Source organism: Acidovorax sp. 35-64-16 (assembly GCF_002281195.1).
Taxonomy (GTDB): domain Bacteria; phylum Pseudomonadota; class Gammaproteobacteria; order Burkholderiales; family Burkholderiaceae_C; genus Acidovorax; species Acidovorax defluvii.
The window spans coordinates 26,546-41,943 of sequence record NZ_NCFM01000016.1 but is presented as its reverse complement, the minus strand read 5'-3'; the positions used below and the strand labels follow the sequence as shown (position 1 = coordinate 41,943).

Below are 15,398 nucleotides of genomic sequence, written 5' to 3'. Positions count from 1 at the left end.
CAGGTCTCGTGCGGCGTTAAAAATGGTGAGGGGCGGATAGCAAGCGCCTTGGCGCAGCACCAACGCGGTGCTGTGCAAGTGCCGTTCATACAGATGCAGTCTAGGCAAGCTTGTTTCAACGCCACAGTTTGTGTGGAATTGTGGGCGGGTGCCAGGCAATGGCGTGGCACAACCAGGCGCTGCAAATACCTCGCCTGTAGCCGCAGTGCCCCGCTGGCGGCGCAGGCATTGCCGAGTCACTACCATGCAGCTTTTGCCCGCCGGAGCCACTTTGCCATGACTGCCACGCCCACTGCCCTCAAGATTGATTTCGTCTCTGACGTGTCCTGCCCCTGGTGCATCATCGGCCTCAAGGCGCTGGAGCAGGCGGCAGACAGGCTCAAGGATGAAGTCGCGGTCGACCTGCACTTTCAGCCTTTCGAGCTGAACCCGCAGATGGCACCGGAAGGCCAGGACATTGGCGAGCACCTGCACGAAAAGTACGGCGCCTCGCCCGAGCAGAGCCAGAAGAACCGCGAATCCATTGCCGCGCGCGGTGCCGAGCTGGGATTCACCTTCGGCATGGACAAGCGCAGCCGCATCTACAACACCTTTGATGCGCACCGCCTGCTGCACTGGGCGCAAGAGCACGGCCTGCAGCGAGCGCTCAAACATGCGCTGTTCACGGCGTATTTCACCGATGGGCAGGACCCCAGCAGCCACGAAGTGCTGGTGCGGGTGGCGGGCGAGGTGGGGCTGAACCCCGATGCCGCCCGCGAGCTGCTGGCCTCGGACCGCTATGCCACCGAGGTGCGCGAGCGCGAGCAGTTCTATCAGCAGCAGGGCATTCACTCGGTGCCCGCGATCATCATCAACGACCGCCACCTGATCTCGGGCGGGCAGCCGGTGGAGGTGTTCGTACAGGCGCTGCGCCAGATTGCGGCGCAGGGTTGATGAGGTTGATTTGCTATTAAATTAATAGCTGTTAGCGCTTTAAGGGTAAGGGCTAGAGGCTGATTTCATTAAAAAACCAGCCGGGTGCCCCATGTGAACGGGTGCGTGACCCATCCTCAAAGGCTGGGTTTGTTACCGCCTGAATGCAAGGGGCAGGCCCTTCGACTAGCCCAGGATGAAAGGCGTTGAAGGGCTGCTCCGGCATAGCGCCCGCCGGTTCACTTGCGCAGCGGAATCGGCGTGGCGCGGTCCACCGGCACGGCGGTTACGCTGTTCTGGGGCGAACCGTCGATCAGCTTTTCTGAATAGGTGAGGTAGACCAGCGTGTTGCGCGCCGGGTCCACCATGCGCACGATGCGCAGGCGCTTGAACAGGATCGACATGCGCTCGCTGAACACTTCTTCCTGCTTCTTGAGCGGCTCAGGGATGCTGATGGCACCTACCTGGCGGCAGGCGATCGATGCCTCTGCGCGGTCTTCGGCCAGGCCCAGCGTGCCTTTGACGCCCCCGATACGCGCGCGCGACACATAGCAGGTCACGCCCTGCACGCCGGGGTCGTCGTAGGCCTCCACGATGATGTCGTGGTCGCGTCCGATCCATTGAAAGGCCGTGTCCACAGTGCCGATTTTTTCACCGGAAGCGGCCAGCGCAGCGCCCGACAGCAGGGTGGAGGCCAGCAGGCCCCCGGCCACAGCCGCCCGACCTGCCCATCGGCGCGCGGCCATCATGCGGCCACTCCCGCTTCGGCGCAGCGCCGGGCCAGGTGCGCCAGGGCTTCTTCCACCTGGTCCACCAGCACCAGGCACAGGTCGCCCGGCTGCAGGCGATCCAGGGCAGTGTCGATGGCAATGAACTCGCCCCGGATTTCCTCGACATGCCTGGTGCGGGCTGCGCCGGCAAGGCCTTCACGCAGCAGCGCCATCACTTCGCCATCGCCGCGGCCGCGCTGGGCGGCGTCCTGGTACAGGATCACGTCGTCAAAGGCCGCGCCGAGAATCACGGTCTGCTCGCGGATGTCTTCGTCGCGGCGGTCGCCGGCGCCGCTGATCACCACGCTGCGGCGGTTGCCGGGCAGTGCATCGACGGCGGCGACCAGGGCGCGCATGGCGTCGGGGTTGTGGCCGTAGTCGGCAATCACCGTGGCGCCCTTGAAGTCCATGAGGTTGAAGCGGCCCGGGGCGTTGTCGCTGTCATTCACAAAGCCCGAAAGACCGCGGCGAATGGTCTGCCAGGGCAGGCCAGCGCCCCAGGCGGCCGCCACGCTGGCCATGACGTTTTCGACCTGAAAACCGATCTTGCCGTTGCGCGTGATGGGCACGTCGCGCAGGTGGATGGTTTCGCGCCACGAGCCTTCTGCGGCCACCACGGAGTCGCCGTCCACATACACGGTGCGGTGGCCCTGGGCGCGGTGCGTGGCCATCACGGGGTGGTGGCGGTCGCTGGCAAAAAAGATGATCTTGCCTGGGCAAGACGAGGCCATGGCCGCCACGATGGGGTCGGTGGCGTTGAGCACGGCATAACCGGTGGTGGCCACGTTCTGCACGATCACGCGCTTCAATACCGCCAGGTCTTCCACCGTGGTGATGTAGTTCAGCCCCAGGTGGTCGCCCGCGCCGATGTTGGTGACCACGGCCACCTGGCAGCGGTCAAAACCCAGGCCTTCGCGCAAGATGCCGCCACGGGCCGTTTCGAACACCGCGGCGTCTACCTCGGGGTGCAGCAGCACGTTGCGGGCGCTCTTGGGGCCACTGCAGTCGCCGCTGTCGATCTGGCGGCCGTTCACATACACGCCATCGGTGTTGGTCATGCCCACGCGCATGCCCTGGGCCGTGAACAGGTGGGCGATCAGGCGTGCGGTAGTGGTCTTGCCGTTGGTGCCGGTGACGGCCACCACCGGAATGCGGCCGTTGTCGCCATGGGCGAACAGGCGGTCCACCATGGCCTGGCCCACGTTGCGGGGCTTGCCATAGCTGGGGGCCAGGTGCATGCGCAGGCCGGGGGCGGCGTTCACCTCCACAAAGCCGCCGCCTTGTTCTTCCAGCGGGCGCAACACGGTTTCGGCCACCATGTCCACGCCGCAGATGTGCAGGCCCACCATCTGGGCGGCGGCCACGGCGCGGGCGGCCACTTCGGGGTGCACGTCATCGGTCACATCGGTGGCGGTGCCGCCGGTGGATAGGTTGGCGTTGTTGCGCAGGATGACGCGCTGGCCCTTGGAGGGCACCGAATCGGGCGTCAAATCCTGCATGGCCAGGCGGGCCACGGCAATGTCATCGAGGCGTATCTTGGTGAGCGAAGTGGCGTGGCCTTCGCCACGGCGCGGGTCGAGATTGACCTGGTCCACCAGCTCGCGCACGGTGTGCTGGCCGTCGCCCAGCACCTGGGGCGGCTCACGCCGGGCGGCGGCCACCAGCTGGTCGCCCACCACCAGCAGGCGGAAATCGTGGCCGGGCAAAAAGCGCTCGACCATCACGGTGCCGTAGTCGGCCGCGTTCTTGTAGGCTTCTTCGAGCTGGGCGCGGTCGGTGATGTTGACCGTGACGCCCTTGCCCTGGTTGCCGTCCTGGGGCTTCACCACCACGGGCAAGCCGACCTTGAGGGCGACTTCCCAGGCCTCTTCCACGGTATCCACGGGCTGGCCCAGCGGCACCGGCACGCCGGCCGCGTGCAGCAGGCGCTTGGTGAGGTCTTTGTCCTGGCCAATCGATTCGGCCACGGCGCTGGTCGAATCGATTTCGGCGGCCTGGATGCGGCGCTGCCTGGAACCCCAGCCAAACTGCACCAGGCTGCCGCGGGTGAGGCGGCGAAACGGAATGTCGCGCGCCACGGCGGCATCGACGATGGCGCCGGTGCTCGGGCCCAGGCGCTCGTCTTCGTCCAGCTCTCGCAGGTTGGCAATGGCGGCTTCGGCATCGAAGTCGCCCTGGCCCAGCGCGGCGTTGATGAGGCGCTGGGCATCTTCAAAGGCCTGCCGGCCCACCGCTTCCTCGCTGTATTCCACGACCACCTGGTACACGCCGGGATCGATCGTGGCGGTGGTGCGGGCAAAGGTCACCGGGCAGCCGGCCTGGGCCTGCAGGGCCAGCGCTGCCGTTTGCAGCACATGGGCGAGCGAGACATCGCCGCTGCCGCCTTCGGGGTGCAACATGCCGATGGCCGGAAACAGGGCCCGCAGCCGGGCTTCGAAGCCGTCCATGCGGGAGATGGCCTGTTCAGACTCGGCGCAGGCCACCACGGCCTCGATGGCCATGTGGCGGCTCCAGAGGTTGGGGCCGCGCAGGGCCCGGGTGCGAGATACATCCATGAAAGTGTCTTTCTGTGGTCCATCAGGGCTGGCAGGCCCCGGTCAGTTCGAGGGTGATGGAATCAACAACGGGTTGGCATCAGGTGGGCAGGGTGCTCACGGACGGCAGTTCGGGCTCGAAAGTCTTGATCCCGGCGCCGATGAGGTCGGGGGCAATGTCCAGCGCCCAGGCGGCGCCAATTGCGGCCAGCAGGGCATCGGTGTCGGGCACGATGGCGTTGCGCCCGAAAGTCAGCTCGGACAGCGTGCCCAGCACATGCTCCGCGCTGCCCGTGGCCAGTACCACGCGGTTGTTGCGCACCACCACGGCCCGGCCATGGTCGCGGGCGCGGTGTTCCACGATGGCGGGCAGGCTGGCGTCTTGTGCGTACAGCACCACGTCGCCATCGCACAGCGGGGCGAGATCGGCCACTTGTGGGTCGGCAGCGTTGAGCACGGCGGCGCCGCCGTCCAGCACCACATCCACCTGCGTGCGCAGCACCTTGGTCATCTGCTCACGGGTCTGGATGTCGAATTCGGCCAGGTTTTCTGCGCCGTCCATGTCGGTGACCACGCCCACCTGGCAGCGGTCGTAGGCCAGCCCGTCGCGCAGGATGGTGCGGGCGTCGTTTTCAATCACGGCCGCTTGCACCATGCGGTTCATGAGCATGCGGTGGGCCGCCTCCCAGTGGGCGCTGTCTGCGGATTCCACGCAGCGGCGGTCCAGAAAAAGGCCATCACGGCAGGCCAGGCCGGTGTGACGCCCGCCCAGATGCAGCAGCCAGGCCACCAGGCGTGCAATGGTGGCGGTGCCCCGGGTGCCGGCCACGCCCACCACCGGGATGCGGCCGACGGTGTCATCGTCTTGGTGTTCTTCTGCGGGGAACAGGTGCTCGACGATGGCCTGGCCCACGGGCCGGGGCGCGCCCTCCGCGGGCTTGAGGTGCATGAGCAGGCCGGGGCCGGCGTTGACTTCCACAATGGCGCCGCCTTGTTCGTGCAGCGGGCGGGAGATGTCCTGCGCCACCATGTCGATACCGGCGATGTCCAGCCCCACCACCTTGGCGGCCAGCGCGGCGATGTAGGCCACCTCGGGATGCACGTCGTCGGTGCAATCCACGGCCACGTTGCCGTTGCGCTGCACCACGATCTGGCGGCCCGCGACGGGCACGGAGTCTGCGCCCAGGTCCTGGCGCTTGAGTTCGAGCTGCACCTTGGTGTCGGTTGCCAGGTCGATGATTTCGAGCGGGTATTCTTCTTCGTAGCCCCGGCGTGGGTCGGAGTTGAGCTGGGTGTCGATCAGTTCCTTGACGGTGGACCGGCCATTGCCGGTGATGGACACCACTTCACCCCGCGCCGCCGCCACCAGCTTGCCGCCCACCACCAGCAGGCGGTGTTCATCACCCAGGATGAAGCGCTCCACCATCACGTCGCTGCCTTCGGGGTAGGCGACGTGGTAGGCCGCCTCAATGTCTTCCTTCTTTCGCAGGTCCAGTGTCACGCCACGGCCATGGTTGCCGTCCGAGGGCTTCACCACGACGGGCAGGCCGATGTCCTCGGCGGCTTCCCAGGCCTCTTCAGGGCTGTTGACCACCTGGCCGTCTGGGATGGGCACACCGCAGGATTTGAGCAGGCTCTTGGTGAGGTCCTTGTCGGAGGCGATGCCCTCGGCAATGGCGCTGGTGAATTCGCTCTCGGCCGTCCAGATGCGGCGCTGGCGGGCCCCGTAACCCAGCTGCACCAGATTCCCGTCGTTCAGGCGGATATGCGGGATGCCGCGGTCGGTGGCCGCCGTGACGATGCACGCGGTGCTGGGGCCCAGGTAGCGGTCGTCCACCTCGGTGCGCACCTTGGCCACGGCCGACGGCACATCAAAAGGTTCATCGTTGATGGCGGCCATCAGCAGGCGGTGGCCTTGTGCCAGTGCCATGCGTGCCACCTGCTCGTCGCGGGCACGGAACACCATGCGGTAAACGCCGCGCACCGACGTGCTGCGCGTCTGGCCAAATCCCGTGGGCATGCCCGACAGATTGAGCAGCTCGATGACGACATGCTCCAGCACATGGCCACACCAGGTGCCTTCTTGCAGCCGCTGCAGGAAACCGCCGCGCTCGCCCACGCCGCAGTGGTGCTCTTCCAGCGCCGGCAACCAGGTGGTGAGGCGGTCGTTCAGCCCGGGAATGGTGTGGGAGGGATGGTCTTCCAGAACACCAAGGTCGAGCCAGACCTCGAGTGCCGGCCGGTAGGTCCAGATGTTGGGGCCGCGCAGGTAGTTGATGCGGAGCAGTTGGATATCGTCGATTTTTGCCATGTTGCGGAGCGGTTCAGGGGCACCGGGCGGGCCGGACAGGGAGTGCAATTGTGCGCCCGGTTGTGCGTGAGTTTTGCTATTGAAGGGGTGGAGGGGGGAGCCGTTTGCTCCGGCGCTTCAGGTTTCGGTCAAAATTCCGGCTTCTGCACCGCGTGCGGCTTTGTATCGCTGGCGGCAGAGAACCCAAACTTATGCAACATCACCATTCTGTGGACGCCTCCGGTGTCTTTTCTGGCCCCCAAGGGGCCGATTTGCGGGCCATGCTCGCTCCCCAAGAGAACGTGCTGGCGGCGTTACAGGTTGACCTGAGCGCCGAACTGCGCTTTGCCACCGGGTGGGTGGTGCTGACCCCGGAGCGCATCCTGGCCTGTGACCCGGGCGCTGCCGCCTGGCGTGCCTGGCCATTGTCCGGCGGGCTGGCGCTGCGGTTGCAAGACCATGGCGGGGTGGGAACGCTGGAGCTGCAGGCCCCCGATGCGCGGCTGGCCTTCTGGCGGTTCACCCTGGGCAATCATCCCCAGGCCCTGCGCCTGGTGCAGCGCTTCGAGCAGGCGGTGGCCCGCGGCCTGGTGGCTGGTGCGGCGCCGCAAGAGGCCGACGAGCCCACCTGCCCCCTGTGCCATACCCCGCTGCCCCCCGACACCGAAGAATGCCCCGCCTGCGCGCGTGCGCAGCCGCCGCAAACGTCTACCTGGGTGCTGCTGCGCCTGTGGCGCTTTGCGCGCCCCTACCGCAAGCAGCTGGCCGCTGGCTTTGCCCTCACACTGGCTTCTACTGCGGCCACGCTGGTGCCGCCCTATCTCACCATCCCGCTGATGGATGACATCCTGATCCCGTTCCAGAACGGCCAGCAGATCGAGCCCGGGCTGGTCGTGCTGTATCTGAGCGGCCTGCTGCTATCGGCACTGGCTGCATGGGGGCTCTCCTGGGCGCGCACCTACATCCTGGCGCTGGTGTCCGAGCGCATTGGCGCCGACCTGCGCACCACCACCTACGAGCACCTGCTGCGCCTGTCGCTTGACTACTTTGGCGGCAAGCGCACGGGTGATCTGATGGCGCGCATCGGCTCCGAGACCGACCGCATCAACGTGTTCCTGTCGCTACATGCCCTCGATTTCGTCACCGATGTGCTGATGATCTGCATGACGGCGGCCATCCTTTTCTCGATCAACCCCTGGCTGGCATTGGTCACACTGGTGCCGCTGCCCTTTATTGGCTGGATGATTCACACCGTGCGCGACCGCCTGCGCACGGGTTTCGAAAAGATCGATCGCGTGTGGTCCGAGGTGACCAATGTGCTGGCCGACACCATTCCGGGCATCCGCGTGGTCAAGGCATTCGCCCAGGAAAAGCGCGAAGCCCAGCGCTTTCGCGATGCCAACCAGCACAACCTGGAAGTGAACGACAAGCTCAACAAGACCTGGTCGGTGTTCACGCCTACCGTGTCGCTGCTGACCGAAATCGGCCTGCTCGTGGTCTGGGCGTTCGGCATCTGGCTGGTGTCGCACAACCAGATCACCGTGGGTGTGCTGACGGCCTTCATTGCCTACATCGGGCGCTTTTACGGCCGGCTCGATTCAATGAGCCGCATCGTTTCGGTCACGCAAAAGGCAGCGGCGGGCGCCAAGCGCATCTTTGACATCCTGGACCATGTGAGCAACGTGCCCGACCCGGTTCAACCCGTGAAGCTGGCCCGCGTGGAGGGCGCGATCCAGATGCGCAACGTGGGCTTTCGCTACGGCAGCCGCGCGGTCATCAAGCACCTGGATTTGGACATTCGCCCCGGCGAGATGATCGGCCTGGTGGGGCACAGCGGCTCGGGCAAGAGCACGCTGGTCAACCTGATCAGCCGGTTTTACGACGTGAGCGACGGTTCCATCCAGGTCGATGGCGTGGACATTCGGCGTTTTGCCGTGGCCGACTACCGCCGCCACATCGGCCTGGTGCTGCAGGAGCCCTTCCTGTTTTTCGGCACCATTGCCGAGAACATTGCCTACGGCAAGCCCGATGCCACGCGCGAAGAGATCATTGCGGCCGCCCGCGCCGCCCATGCGCACGAGTTCATCCTGCGCCTGCAGCACGGCTACGACTCGCTGGTGGGCGAGCGCGGCCAGGGCCTGTCGGGTGGCGAGCGCCAGCGCATCAGCATTGCGCGCGCGCTGCTGATCGACCCGCGCATCCTGATACTGGACGAAGCTACGTCGGCCGTGGACACCGAAACCGAAAAGGAAATCCAGAAGGCGCTCGATAACCTGGTGCAAGGACGCACCACCATTGCCATCGCCCACCGCCTGTCCACCCTGCGCAAGGCCGATCGGCTGGTGGTGATGGACCGGGGCGAGGTGGTCGAGGTGGGGCCGCACGACGAACTGATGGAAAAAGAGGGCGCCTACTGGCGGCTGTATGAAGCCCAGGCCCGCCGCGCCGAAGAGGACGCCGAGGCCGCCGGCGTCATCATCGACAGCGGCTTGCTGCACCCGGCGCACCCTGCTGGCAATTCGTGACAGACACCGAAGGAACCGCCATGAACACCACCGCCTTCACCCTCGTGTCGATGCCTGCATTCACCCTGGCCCGCAACCCGCACGGCCGGCTGGTCCTGACCCTGCCCAACGGCACCGCCCACGAAGGCATCACGCCCGTGCGCGCATTTCCCATTGCGGCGCCCGCCGAAGGGCTTTCCCTCATCGGCCCGGATGGCCATGAGCTGGTCTGGATTGACCGGTTGGACCAGTTGCCCGAGTCGACGCGCAGCCTGATTGATGAAGAACTGGCGGTGCGGGAGTTTGTGCCCACTATCAGCCAGATCTCTTCTGTATCGAGCTTCTCTACTCCCAGCACATGGGACGTTGTCACCGATAAAGGGCCCGCCCAGTTCGTGCTGAAGGCCGAGGAAGACATTCGCCGGCTGAACGGGCGCACGTGTCTGCTGATTTCTGCGGGGGATGGCATGCAGTTTCGGGTGCCGGACACCACAGTGCTGGACCGCCAATCCCTGCGGTTGCTGGAACGATTTCTGTAAGTAATCATGGAAGGTGGCGCAAGAAGGTAAAGGTATCGGCGCACCCGTCTTTTTTGAGGGTAAACCCTTGTTTTTGCGCATAAGGCGAAAAAAGGCTTAATTTCCCCTTCTTTTTGCCGTTATGAATGTACGAGGAGGCTGTAAAGCCCTTTCTCTTTTTCATTCATTAAGGGCCATGGTTATGCAACTGCCACCTGTCGATCGATCGCCAAACTGGCGTCCTCAGGGCGCTGATTTGTATTCCACTGGTGCTTCGGGCGCCCCTGCGGTGCGCCCCATCAACGCGCCCAACCCGGTCGAGTCCATGGACCGGCTGGGAGAAGGCGCCATCGTGCGCGAGCCCGATAAGCCTTCCGCCCCCGAGGCTCCCAACCGTGACTGGACGGAAGTCAAGAAAAAAGAAACGGTCGAGGAGCCCCCCGAGCCGCCCAAGGAACCCATTTCCAAGCAGCTGCTGGAGTTCATCCAATCCATGTGGCGGGCCAGCGGCAGTGCGGTTGAGCTGGCACAGGACATCAACAAGATGACCCTGCAGGAACGCCTGGCCCAACAGGTCAAGAACGAGCCGTTGACCTATTCAGACCCCAAGATCAAGCGCACCTCGGGCTTGTAAAAGGTCAGGCTTGGGCTGTGCTCCTGCTCGGGCCGCAGGCAAACCCGTGCGTGGGTAGTGGACCAACATTTACCAATGGTTTTTTGCTATTGAATAAATAGCTAAAAGCGCTTTCTGTGTAAGCGCTTGATGGCAATTTTGGCATTATTTTTCGAAACCTATCGCATTGCCTCAAGGCTTGGCGACCGGATTGCCCGACGCCACATTCGCCTGCGCAGCACGCTTGCGTTCACGTTCTGCGCGGTATTTCACGGCAAAAACCTGCACTTCGGCGTAAGACACGAAGTTGTCGCGGTTGGCGTCGGCGTCTTCAAATGCGGCGGACAAAGGCGGAAAGAGCACGACTTCGCTGCGGCTGAGTTTGCCGTCGCCATTGAAGTCGAGCATCTTGAACTGCTGCATGGCCTTGATTTCGCCTTTGGAAAGCGGAGCCTGGGCGGGAGCGGCGGCCACGAACGGGCCGGCCAGAGCCACGGTGCAGCCCAGGGCAGCCAGCAGTGCCAGCGAGATTTTCATGCGCATGCGAAAAAACTCCTTGAATCGAACCGGACGATGGTGACATAGCTGCGGCTGGCCGGCGGGTTTGCAACGCCGTGCAGGCAGGCTTTCACCGGGTGTTGCATTGTTTTGTCCGGCCGTCACGGCCCCTACATGGCTCGTTTACATCCAATGTGCCCAGAGACACTTCACTGGGCCGACTGCGTGCCCTGGTTGGCAATGCCACTGCGCACATGGCCGGCGGGCACATGGCGCGCTGCCGAGGTGACATGGCCCGTCTGGTCGTCAAAAAAGAAATCGGGCTCGAACTCGCGCAGGAACTCGCCCTTGGGCATGCCGCCCAGAAACATGGCCTCATCGACCGCGATCTGCCAGCTCATCAGCGTCTGGATGGCCCGCTCGTGGGCGGGTGCACCGCGGGCGGTGACCAGGGCCGTACGAATGCGCATGGACGGCGCACCGCTTTGCTGCAACCGATGCAAGGCCGATAAAAATGGCTTGAAGGGCCCGGGCGGCAGCGGCAGCAGGGCTTTTTCGACCTCGTGGGCCTGGAAGGCGTCGAGTCCGGCCGACTGGAAAACCCGCTCGGCCTCGTCCGAAAACAGCACGGCATCGCCGTCGAACGCAATGCGCACTTCGTGCGGGTGGGCGATGCTGGCCTGGGCCGATTGCGTGGCGACCTGGGCAGCGGGGAAGCCCATGGCCAGCGCCTCGTTCACGTCGGCCGCGTTGGCTGAAAGAAACAGGTGCGCACCCAGAGGCCGCAGGTAGCGAAACGGCGCCGCCCCCTGCGTGAAAACCCCGCGCTGCACCGACGCCAGCCCGTGTGCCTTGGCCGAGCGGAACACGCGCATGCCGCTGACCGGGTCGTTGCGCGACAGCACCACCACTTCCACCCGCTGCTGCGCGGGCTCGTTGAAGGCGAGCAGCTTCTTGACCAGCGAAAACGCCACGCCAGGCCGCGCGGGAACATCCAGCCGGTCGAGCTGCAGTTGCATGTAGCTTTGCGGATGGTCCGGGTCGAAGAGTCGGTTTTCTTCTTCGAAATCGAACAGCGCGCGCGACGAAATCGCCACCACCAGTTTGTCGTCCAGTGTCACGGCCATGGAGCCTCCATATCAGTTGCTCCACCGCGCGGCGCCCCATCCGCAGCCCACCCAACGGGCGTGGCCCAGACCAGCGGCCGCCGTGCAAGGGCCGCCCCGCCGCACTGGCGGCGTCCCCCCTCCCGCATTGCGCAGCGAGGCGAGAGAGGGGGTGAAGGCGCGCAGCGCCACAGGGGGGTGCACTTCACTTCACAAACTGGTTGAGCTGGATGATGGGCAGCAGCACCGCCAGCACGATCAGCATCACGATCAGGCCCATGGCCACGATGAGCAGCGGCTCCAGGATGGTGGCCAGCTGCATGGCGCGGCGCTGCACTTCGGTGGACAGCTGCGTGGCGGCACGCTGCAGCATCACGGGCAGCTGGCCGGTCTGTTCGCCCAGGCGGGCAAACATGGCCAGCAGGCCGGGGAAGCGTTTTTTCTGGGCCAGCGCCGAGGCCAGCGGCGCGCCCTCGCGCACCAGCACCAGTGCGTCGAGCGCGTCGGCCCGCAGCGCGCGGTTGTTCAGGGTTTCGGCGGCGGCCTGCAGGGCCTTGAGGATGGGCACGCCTGCACTGGCCAGCATGGCCAGGGTGCTGGCAAAGCGCGCTGCGTTGTAGCCGCGTGCCAGTTTTCCCACCAGGGGCAGGGTCAGCCAGGCAGCGTCAAATTTTTGGCGAAAATGCTCAAAAGTCAACGCCCATCTTGCGCCTATAGCTATAAATGCAATAGCTATCAGCATCAACCAACCATAGCTGCGGACGACGGCGCTCAGCCCCAGCATGGCCACGGTGAGGAAGGGCAGGGCGCGCTTGGTGCCGGCAAACACGCTGGCCACCTGGGGCACCACGTAGCTCACCAGAAACAGCACGATCACGATGGCGACCAGGGTGACGATGGCCGGGTACAGCGCCGCGCCCATCAGCTTGGCCTGCAGGGCCTGGCGTTCTTCGAGGTCGTCGGCCAGGCGCTCCAGCACCAGGCCCAGGTTGCCGCTGTGCTCGCCTGCGCCGATGACGGCGCAGTAAATGTCCGAAAACTCGCGCGGGTGCTGCGCCAGGGCGCGGGCAAATGTGGCGCCGGCATTGACCTCGGCGCGCAGCGCGGCCACCAGGTGGCGCTGGCGTTCGTCGTCGGCCTCTTCGGCGAGCGCCGTGAGCGCGCGCTCCAGCGGCAGGCCGGAAGAGACGAGCCCGGCGATCTGGCGTGTCCAGATGGCCAGGGCCGAGGCGCCAAACACCGGCCGCGTGAACAGCCGCTGGCCCAGGCTGGCCGAGCTGCCGTCGAGCGACTGGCCGGTCTGCACCGGTTCCACCGCCAGCGGCACCAGCGCCTGGGCCCGCAGCAGGCTGCGCGCCGCCTTGGCCGTGTCGGCCTCCATGAGGCCCCTGCGGGTCTGGCCCTGGGCGTCCAGGGCTTCAAAGGAAAATGCGGGCATGCGATGCGAAGGGGGCAGTAAAGAGGCGTTTGGGTGGTCAGTGAATCACACCACTGGCGGTCCCAGACAAAAAATTCGTCGGTCCGTGATGGTAGCGGCTCGCTGCTGCCCCGGCCGACGCGCTGTGGTGGCGCCGCAGCGATGACTCAGGTCAAGACAGCGCCGCCTTGGGCGCGCAGAATGAAAAGCGAACTGCGGCATCGGGTTGCAGATGTTCTGAACAAGGAGCTTTCATGCTGAAGAACAAGGTGGCGTTGGTCACGGGTGCTTCGTCGGGTATCGGGCGTGCGGTGGCGCTGATGTGGGCGCGCGAGGGCGCCAAGGTGGTGGTGTCGGACGTGAATGTGCAGGCGGGCGAAGAAACCGCCGCCTTGGTGCGTGCCGCGGGGGGAGACGCCATTTTTGTCGCGGCCGACGTGGGCAAGCCTGCGGACTGCGAGGCACTGGTCAACCGCACGGTGGCTCACTATGGCCGCCTGGATGTGGCGTGCAACAACGCCGGCATTGGTGGCCCGCAGGCGCCCACGGCGGACTACCCGCTGGACGGCTGGGATCAGGTCATCAACATCAACCTCTCGGGCGTGTTTTACGGCATGAAATACCAGATCGCCGCCATGCTGAAAAATGGTGGCGGCTCGGTCATCAACATGGCGTCCATTCTGGGCGCGGTGGGTTTTGCCACCTCGCCTGCGTACGCCGCCGCCAAGCACGGCGTGTTGGGGTTGACCAAGGCAGCGGCCCTGGAATACAGCGCACAGGGCGTGCGCATCAATGCCGTGGGCCCCGGTTTCATCCATACGCCCATGATCAGCGGGCTGGAGCAGGACGCTGGTGTCAACGCCATGCTGGTGAGCGCTCACCCGATCGGCCGCCTGGGCCGGCCTGAAGAGGTGGCCGAGCTGGTGACCTGGCTGGCATCCGACAAGGCGTCGTTCGTGACCGGGGCTTACTACCCCGTGGATGGCGGCTACCTGGCACGGTGATGTGCTGGTAGGGCGCCGAGAAACGCTCAGGCGTTCACGGCCTCGCTGCCCTCTGCCATCGCGGCATGCGCCTGGGCCGCGATGTCCAGCGAACGAAGGCGCAGCGCCGGGTCGAACACATCGCTCACCAGCATTAGTTCGTCGGCGCTCGTGGCCTTGTGCAGGTGGGCCAGGCCGGCGCGCACGGTGTCGGGCCCGCCGATGACGGCGGCGGCCAGAAAATCGCCAATGGCTGCGCGCTCTTGCGGTTGCAGGCGCGCGGCAAAGTTCTCGATGGGTGGCAGCAGGCGGCTGCGGTCGCCCGTCAGGATGCCCAGCACACGCTGGTAGGTGCTGCTGGCCAGAAACTCGGCCTCCGCGTCGGTGGGCGCCGCGATCAGCGGCACGCCAATCACCACATAGGGCTTGGGCCAGGCCGCCGACGGGCGGTAGAGATTGCGGTACAGGTCAATGGCCTGGTGCAGCATGCGCGGTGCAAAGTGCGAGGCAAAGGCATAGGGCAGACCGCGTTCGGCTGCCAGCTGCGCCGAAAACAGGCTGGAGCCCAGCAGCCAGATGGGCACGTTGGTGCCCGCGCCGGGCATGGCGATGAGGCGCTGGCCCGGCTCGGCAGGAGCCAGCAGGCGCTGCAATTCGGCCACGTCTTGCGGAAAGTCGTCGGCCGTCTCCACGCGGCTGCGGCGCAGCGCGCGCATGGTGGTGGGGTCGGTGCCGGGCGCGCGGCCCAGGCCCAGGTCGATACGGCCGGGGTACAGCTCGGCCAGCGTGCCAAAGGCTTCGGCCACCACCAGCGGCGCATGGTTGGGCAGCATCACGCCGCCCGAGCCCACGCGGATGCGCTGCGTGCCCCCGGCAATGTGTCCCACCAGCACGGCGGTGGCCGAGCTGGCAATGCCGGCCATGTTGTGGTGCTCTGCCAGCCAATAGCGTTTGAAACCGAGCGATTCGGCGTGTTGCGCGGTGCGCAGGGCGATCTGCAACGCCTGGGCGACGGTGCCGCCTTCGCGCACGGCGACCAGATCGAGCATGGAAAGAGCGGGGCGTGGGGTGGTAGTCATGGCCTGATTGTCGGCGCGGCGCGCAATGGCTGCTGCCGCTGCTGCGGGAGCCGGGTCTTTGTGCAAGGTCGTCGGCCGCCGGTGCGACGCAGGTGTCATTTTTTGGTAGCCAAAACACCGGCGGGCAAACAAAATGTTTCAAATCCATTGCCGCCGAACCTGGCGCGATGTGTG

Annotated in this window: 13 protein-coding genes; 5 read left to right on the top strand and 8 right to left on the bottom strand. The window is 65.6% G+C overall.

Annotated elements, in window-relative coordinates:
- Positions 1-276 precede the first annotated feature (276 nt).
- Positions 277-933, top strand: a complete 657-nt coding sequence (locus B7Y64_RS12055) for a DsbA family oxidoreductase (protein ID WP_291324416.1) — start codon at positions 277-279, stop codon at positions 931-933.
- A 218-nt stretch (positions 934-1,151) separates the two neighbouring features.
- On the opposite strand, the gene B7Y64_RS12050 is transcribed toward B7Y64_RS12055, so the two are convergent.
- The 3 genes from B7Y64_RS12050 to cphA (B7Y64_RS12040) all read right to left on the bottom strand — a co-directional run bounded on the left by B7Y64_RS12050 (position 1,152) and on the right by cphA (B7Y64_RS12040) (position 6,527).
- Positions 1,152-1,658 (bottom strand): CreA family protein, encoded by a 507-nt coding sequence (locus tag B7Y64_RS12050; RefSeq protein WP_111865804.1) that lies wholly within the window; start codon positions 1,656-1,658, stop codon positions 1,152-1,154.
- Positions 1,658-4,237: a cyanophycin synthetase gene (cphA, locus tag B7Y64_RS12045; RefSeq protein WP_291324415.1), complete on the bottom strand. Its 2,580-nt coding sequence runs from the start codon at positions 4,235-4,237 to the stop codon at positions 1,658-1,660. Before cphA (B7Y64_RS12045) ends, B7Y64_RS12050 begins: the two co-directional genes overlap by 1 nt.
- A 79-nt stretch (positions 4,238-4,316) precedes the next feature.
- Positions 4,317-6,527, bottom strand: coding sequence for a cyanophycin synthetase (gene cphA / locus B7Y64_RS12040; protein ID WP_024812878.1), 2,211 nt, complete (start codon positions 6,525-6,527; stop codon positions 4,317-4,319).
- Positions 6,528-6,718: 191 nt separating this feature from the next.
- Here cphA (B7Y64_RS12040) and B7Y64_RS12035 point away from each other — a divergent pair, with 191 nt between their 5' ends.
- Positions 6,719-9,031, top strand: a complete 2,313-nt coding sequence (locus B7Y64_RS12035) for an ABC transporter ATP-binding protein (protein WP_291328961.1) — start codon at positions 6,719-6,721, stop codon at positions 9,029-9,031.
- A gap of 20 nt (positions 9,032-9,051) precedes the next feature.
- On the top strand, positions 9,052-9,549 hold the full coding sequence (locus B7Y64_RS12030) for a DUF1854 domain-containing protein (RefSeq protein WP_291324414.1): 498 nt from the start codon (positions 9,052-9,054) through the stop codon (positions 9,547-9,549).
- A 4-nt stretch (positions 9,550-9,553) separates the two neighbouring features.
- Here the strand turns inward: B7Y64_RS12030 and B7Y64_RS12025 are convergent, their stop codons facing one another.
- Complete coding sequence (locus tag B7Y64_RS12025) at positions 9,554-9,712, bottom strand: hypothetical protein (RefSeq protein ID WP_291328959.1); 159 nt, start codon at positions 9,710-9,712, stop codon at positions 9,554-9,556.
- A gap of 18 nt (positions 9,713-9,730) precedes the next feature.
- Between B7Y64_RS12025 and B7Y64_RS12020 the strand changes: the two genes are divergently transcribed.
- Entirely contained in the window at positions 9,731-10,162 is a 432-nt protein-coding gene (locus B7Y64_RS12020) for a hypothetical protein (protein ID WP_291324413.1), read from the top strand.
- A 171-nt stretch (positions 10,163-10,333) separates the two neighbouring features.
- Here the strand turns inward: B7Y64_RS12020 and B7Y64_RS12015 are convergent, their stop codons facing one another.
- The 3 genes from B7Y64_RS12015 to gspF form a co-directional block, all read right to left on the bottom strand.
- On the bottom strand, positions 10,334-10,678 hold the full coding sequence (locus tag B7Y64_RS12015; protein ID WP_366444434.1) for an EF-hand domain-containing protein: 345 nt from the start codon (positions 10,676-10,678) through the stop codon (positions 10,334-10,336).
- Between the two features lie 170 nt (positions 10,679-10,848).
- A complete protein-coding gene (locus tag B7Y64_RS12010; RefSeq protein ID WP_291324411.1) occupies positions 10,849-11,766 on the bottom strand; it encodes a 5'-nucleotidase in 918 nt (305 codons plus the stop codon).
- A gap of 184 nt (positions 11,767-11,950) precedes the next feature.
- Positions 11,951-13,183: a type II secretion system inner membrane protein GspF gene (gene gspF / locus B7Y64_RS12005; protein ID WP_291324410.1), complete on the bottom strand. Its 1,233-nt coding sequence runs from the start codon at positions 13,181-13,183 to the stop codon at positions 11,951-11,953.
- Positions 13,184-13,416: 233 nt separating this feature from the next.
- Between gspF and B7Y64_RS12000 the strand changes: the two genes are divergently transcribed.
- Positions 13,417-14,166, top strand: coding sequence for an SDR family oxidoreductase (locus tag B7Y64_RS12000; RefSeq protein WP_291324409.1), 750 nt, complete (start codon positions 13,417-13,419; stop codon positions 14,164-14,166).
- 26 nt (positions 14,167-14,192) lie between these two features.
- Here B7Y64_RS12000 and B7Y64_RS11995 read toward each other — a convergent pair whose 3' ends face one another.
- A complete protein-coding gene (locus tag B7Y64_RS11995) occupies positions 14,193-15,224 on the bottom strand; it encodes an LLM class flavin-dependent oxidoreductase (RefSeq protein ID WP_291324408.1) in 1,032 nt (343 codons plus the stop codon).
- Between the last annotated feature and the right edge of the window lie 174 nt (positions 15,225-15,398).

Bases quoted from the DNA above. Each gene is read 5' to 3' on its own strand.
- B7Y64_RS12000 (WP_291324409.1), top strand. From the start codon at position 13,417: ATGCTGAAGAACAAGGTGGCGTTGGTCACGGGTGCTTCGTCGGGTATC.
- B7Y64_RS12050 (WP_111865804.1), bottom strand. From the start codon at position 1,658: ATGGCCGCGCGCCGATGGGCAGGTCGGGCGGCTGTGGCCGGGGGCCTG.
- cphA (WP_291324415.1), bottom strand. From the start codon at position 4,237: ATGGATGTATCTCGCACCCGGGCCCTGCGCGGCCCCAACCTCTGGAGC.
- B7Y64_RS12025 (WP_291328959.1), bottom strand. From the start codon at position 9,712: ATGAAAAAGAGAAAGGGCTTTACAGCCTCCTCGTACATTCATAACGGC.
- B7Y64_RS11995 (WP_291324408.1), bottom strand. From the start codon at position 15,224: ATGACTACCACCCCACGCCCCGCTCTTTCCATGCTCGATCTGGTCGCC.
- B7Y64_RS12015 (WP_366444434.1), bottom strand. From the start codon at position 10,678: ATGAAAATCTCGCTGGCACTGCTGGCTGCCCTGGGCTGCACCGTGGCT.
- B7Y64_RS12030 (WP_291324414.1), top strand. From the start codon at position 9,052: ATGAACACCACCGCCTTCACCCTCGTGTCGATGCCTGCATTCACCCTG.
- cphA (WP_024812878.1), bottom strand. From the start codon at position 6,527: ATGGCAAAAATCGACGATATCCAACTGCTCCGCATCAACTACCTGCGC.
- gspF (WP_291324410.1), bottom strand. From the start codon at position 13,183: ATGCCCGCATTTTCCTTTGAAGCCCTGGACGCCCAGGGCCAGACCCGC.
- B7Y64_RS12020 (WP_291324413.1), top strand. From the start codon at position 9,731: ATGCAACTGCCACCTGTCGATCGATCGCCAAACTGGCGTCCTCAGGGC.
- B7Y64_RS12010 (WP_291324411.1), bottom strand. From the start codon at position 11,766: ATGGCCGTGACACTGGACGACAAACTGGTGGTGGCGATTTCGTCGCGC.
- B7Y64_RS12035 (WP_291328961.1), top strand. From the start codon at position 6,719: ATGCAACATCACCATTCTGTGGACGCCTCCGGTGTCTTTTCTGGCCCC.
- B7Y64_RS12055 (WP_291324416.1), top strand. From the start codon at position 277: ATGACTGCCACGCCCACTGCCCTCAAGATTGATTTCGTCTCTGACGTG.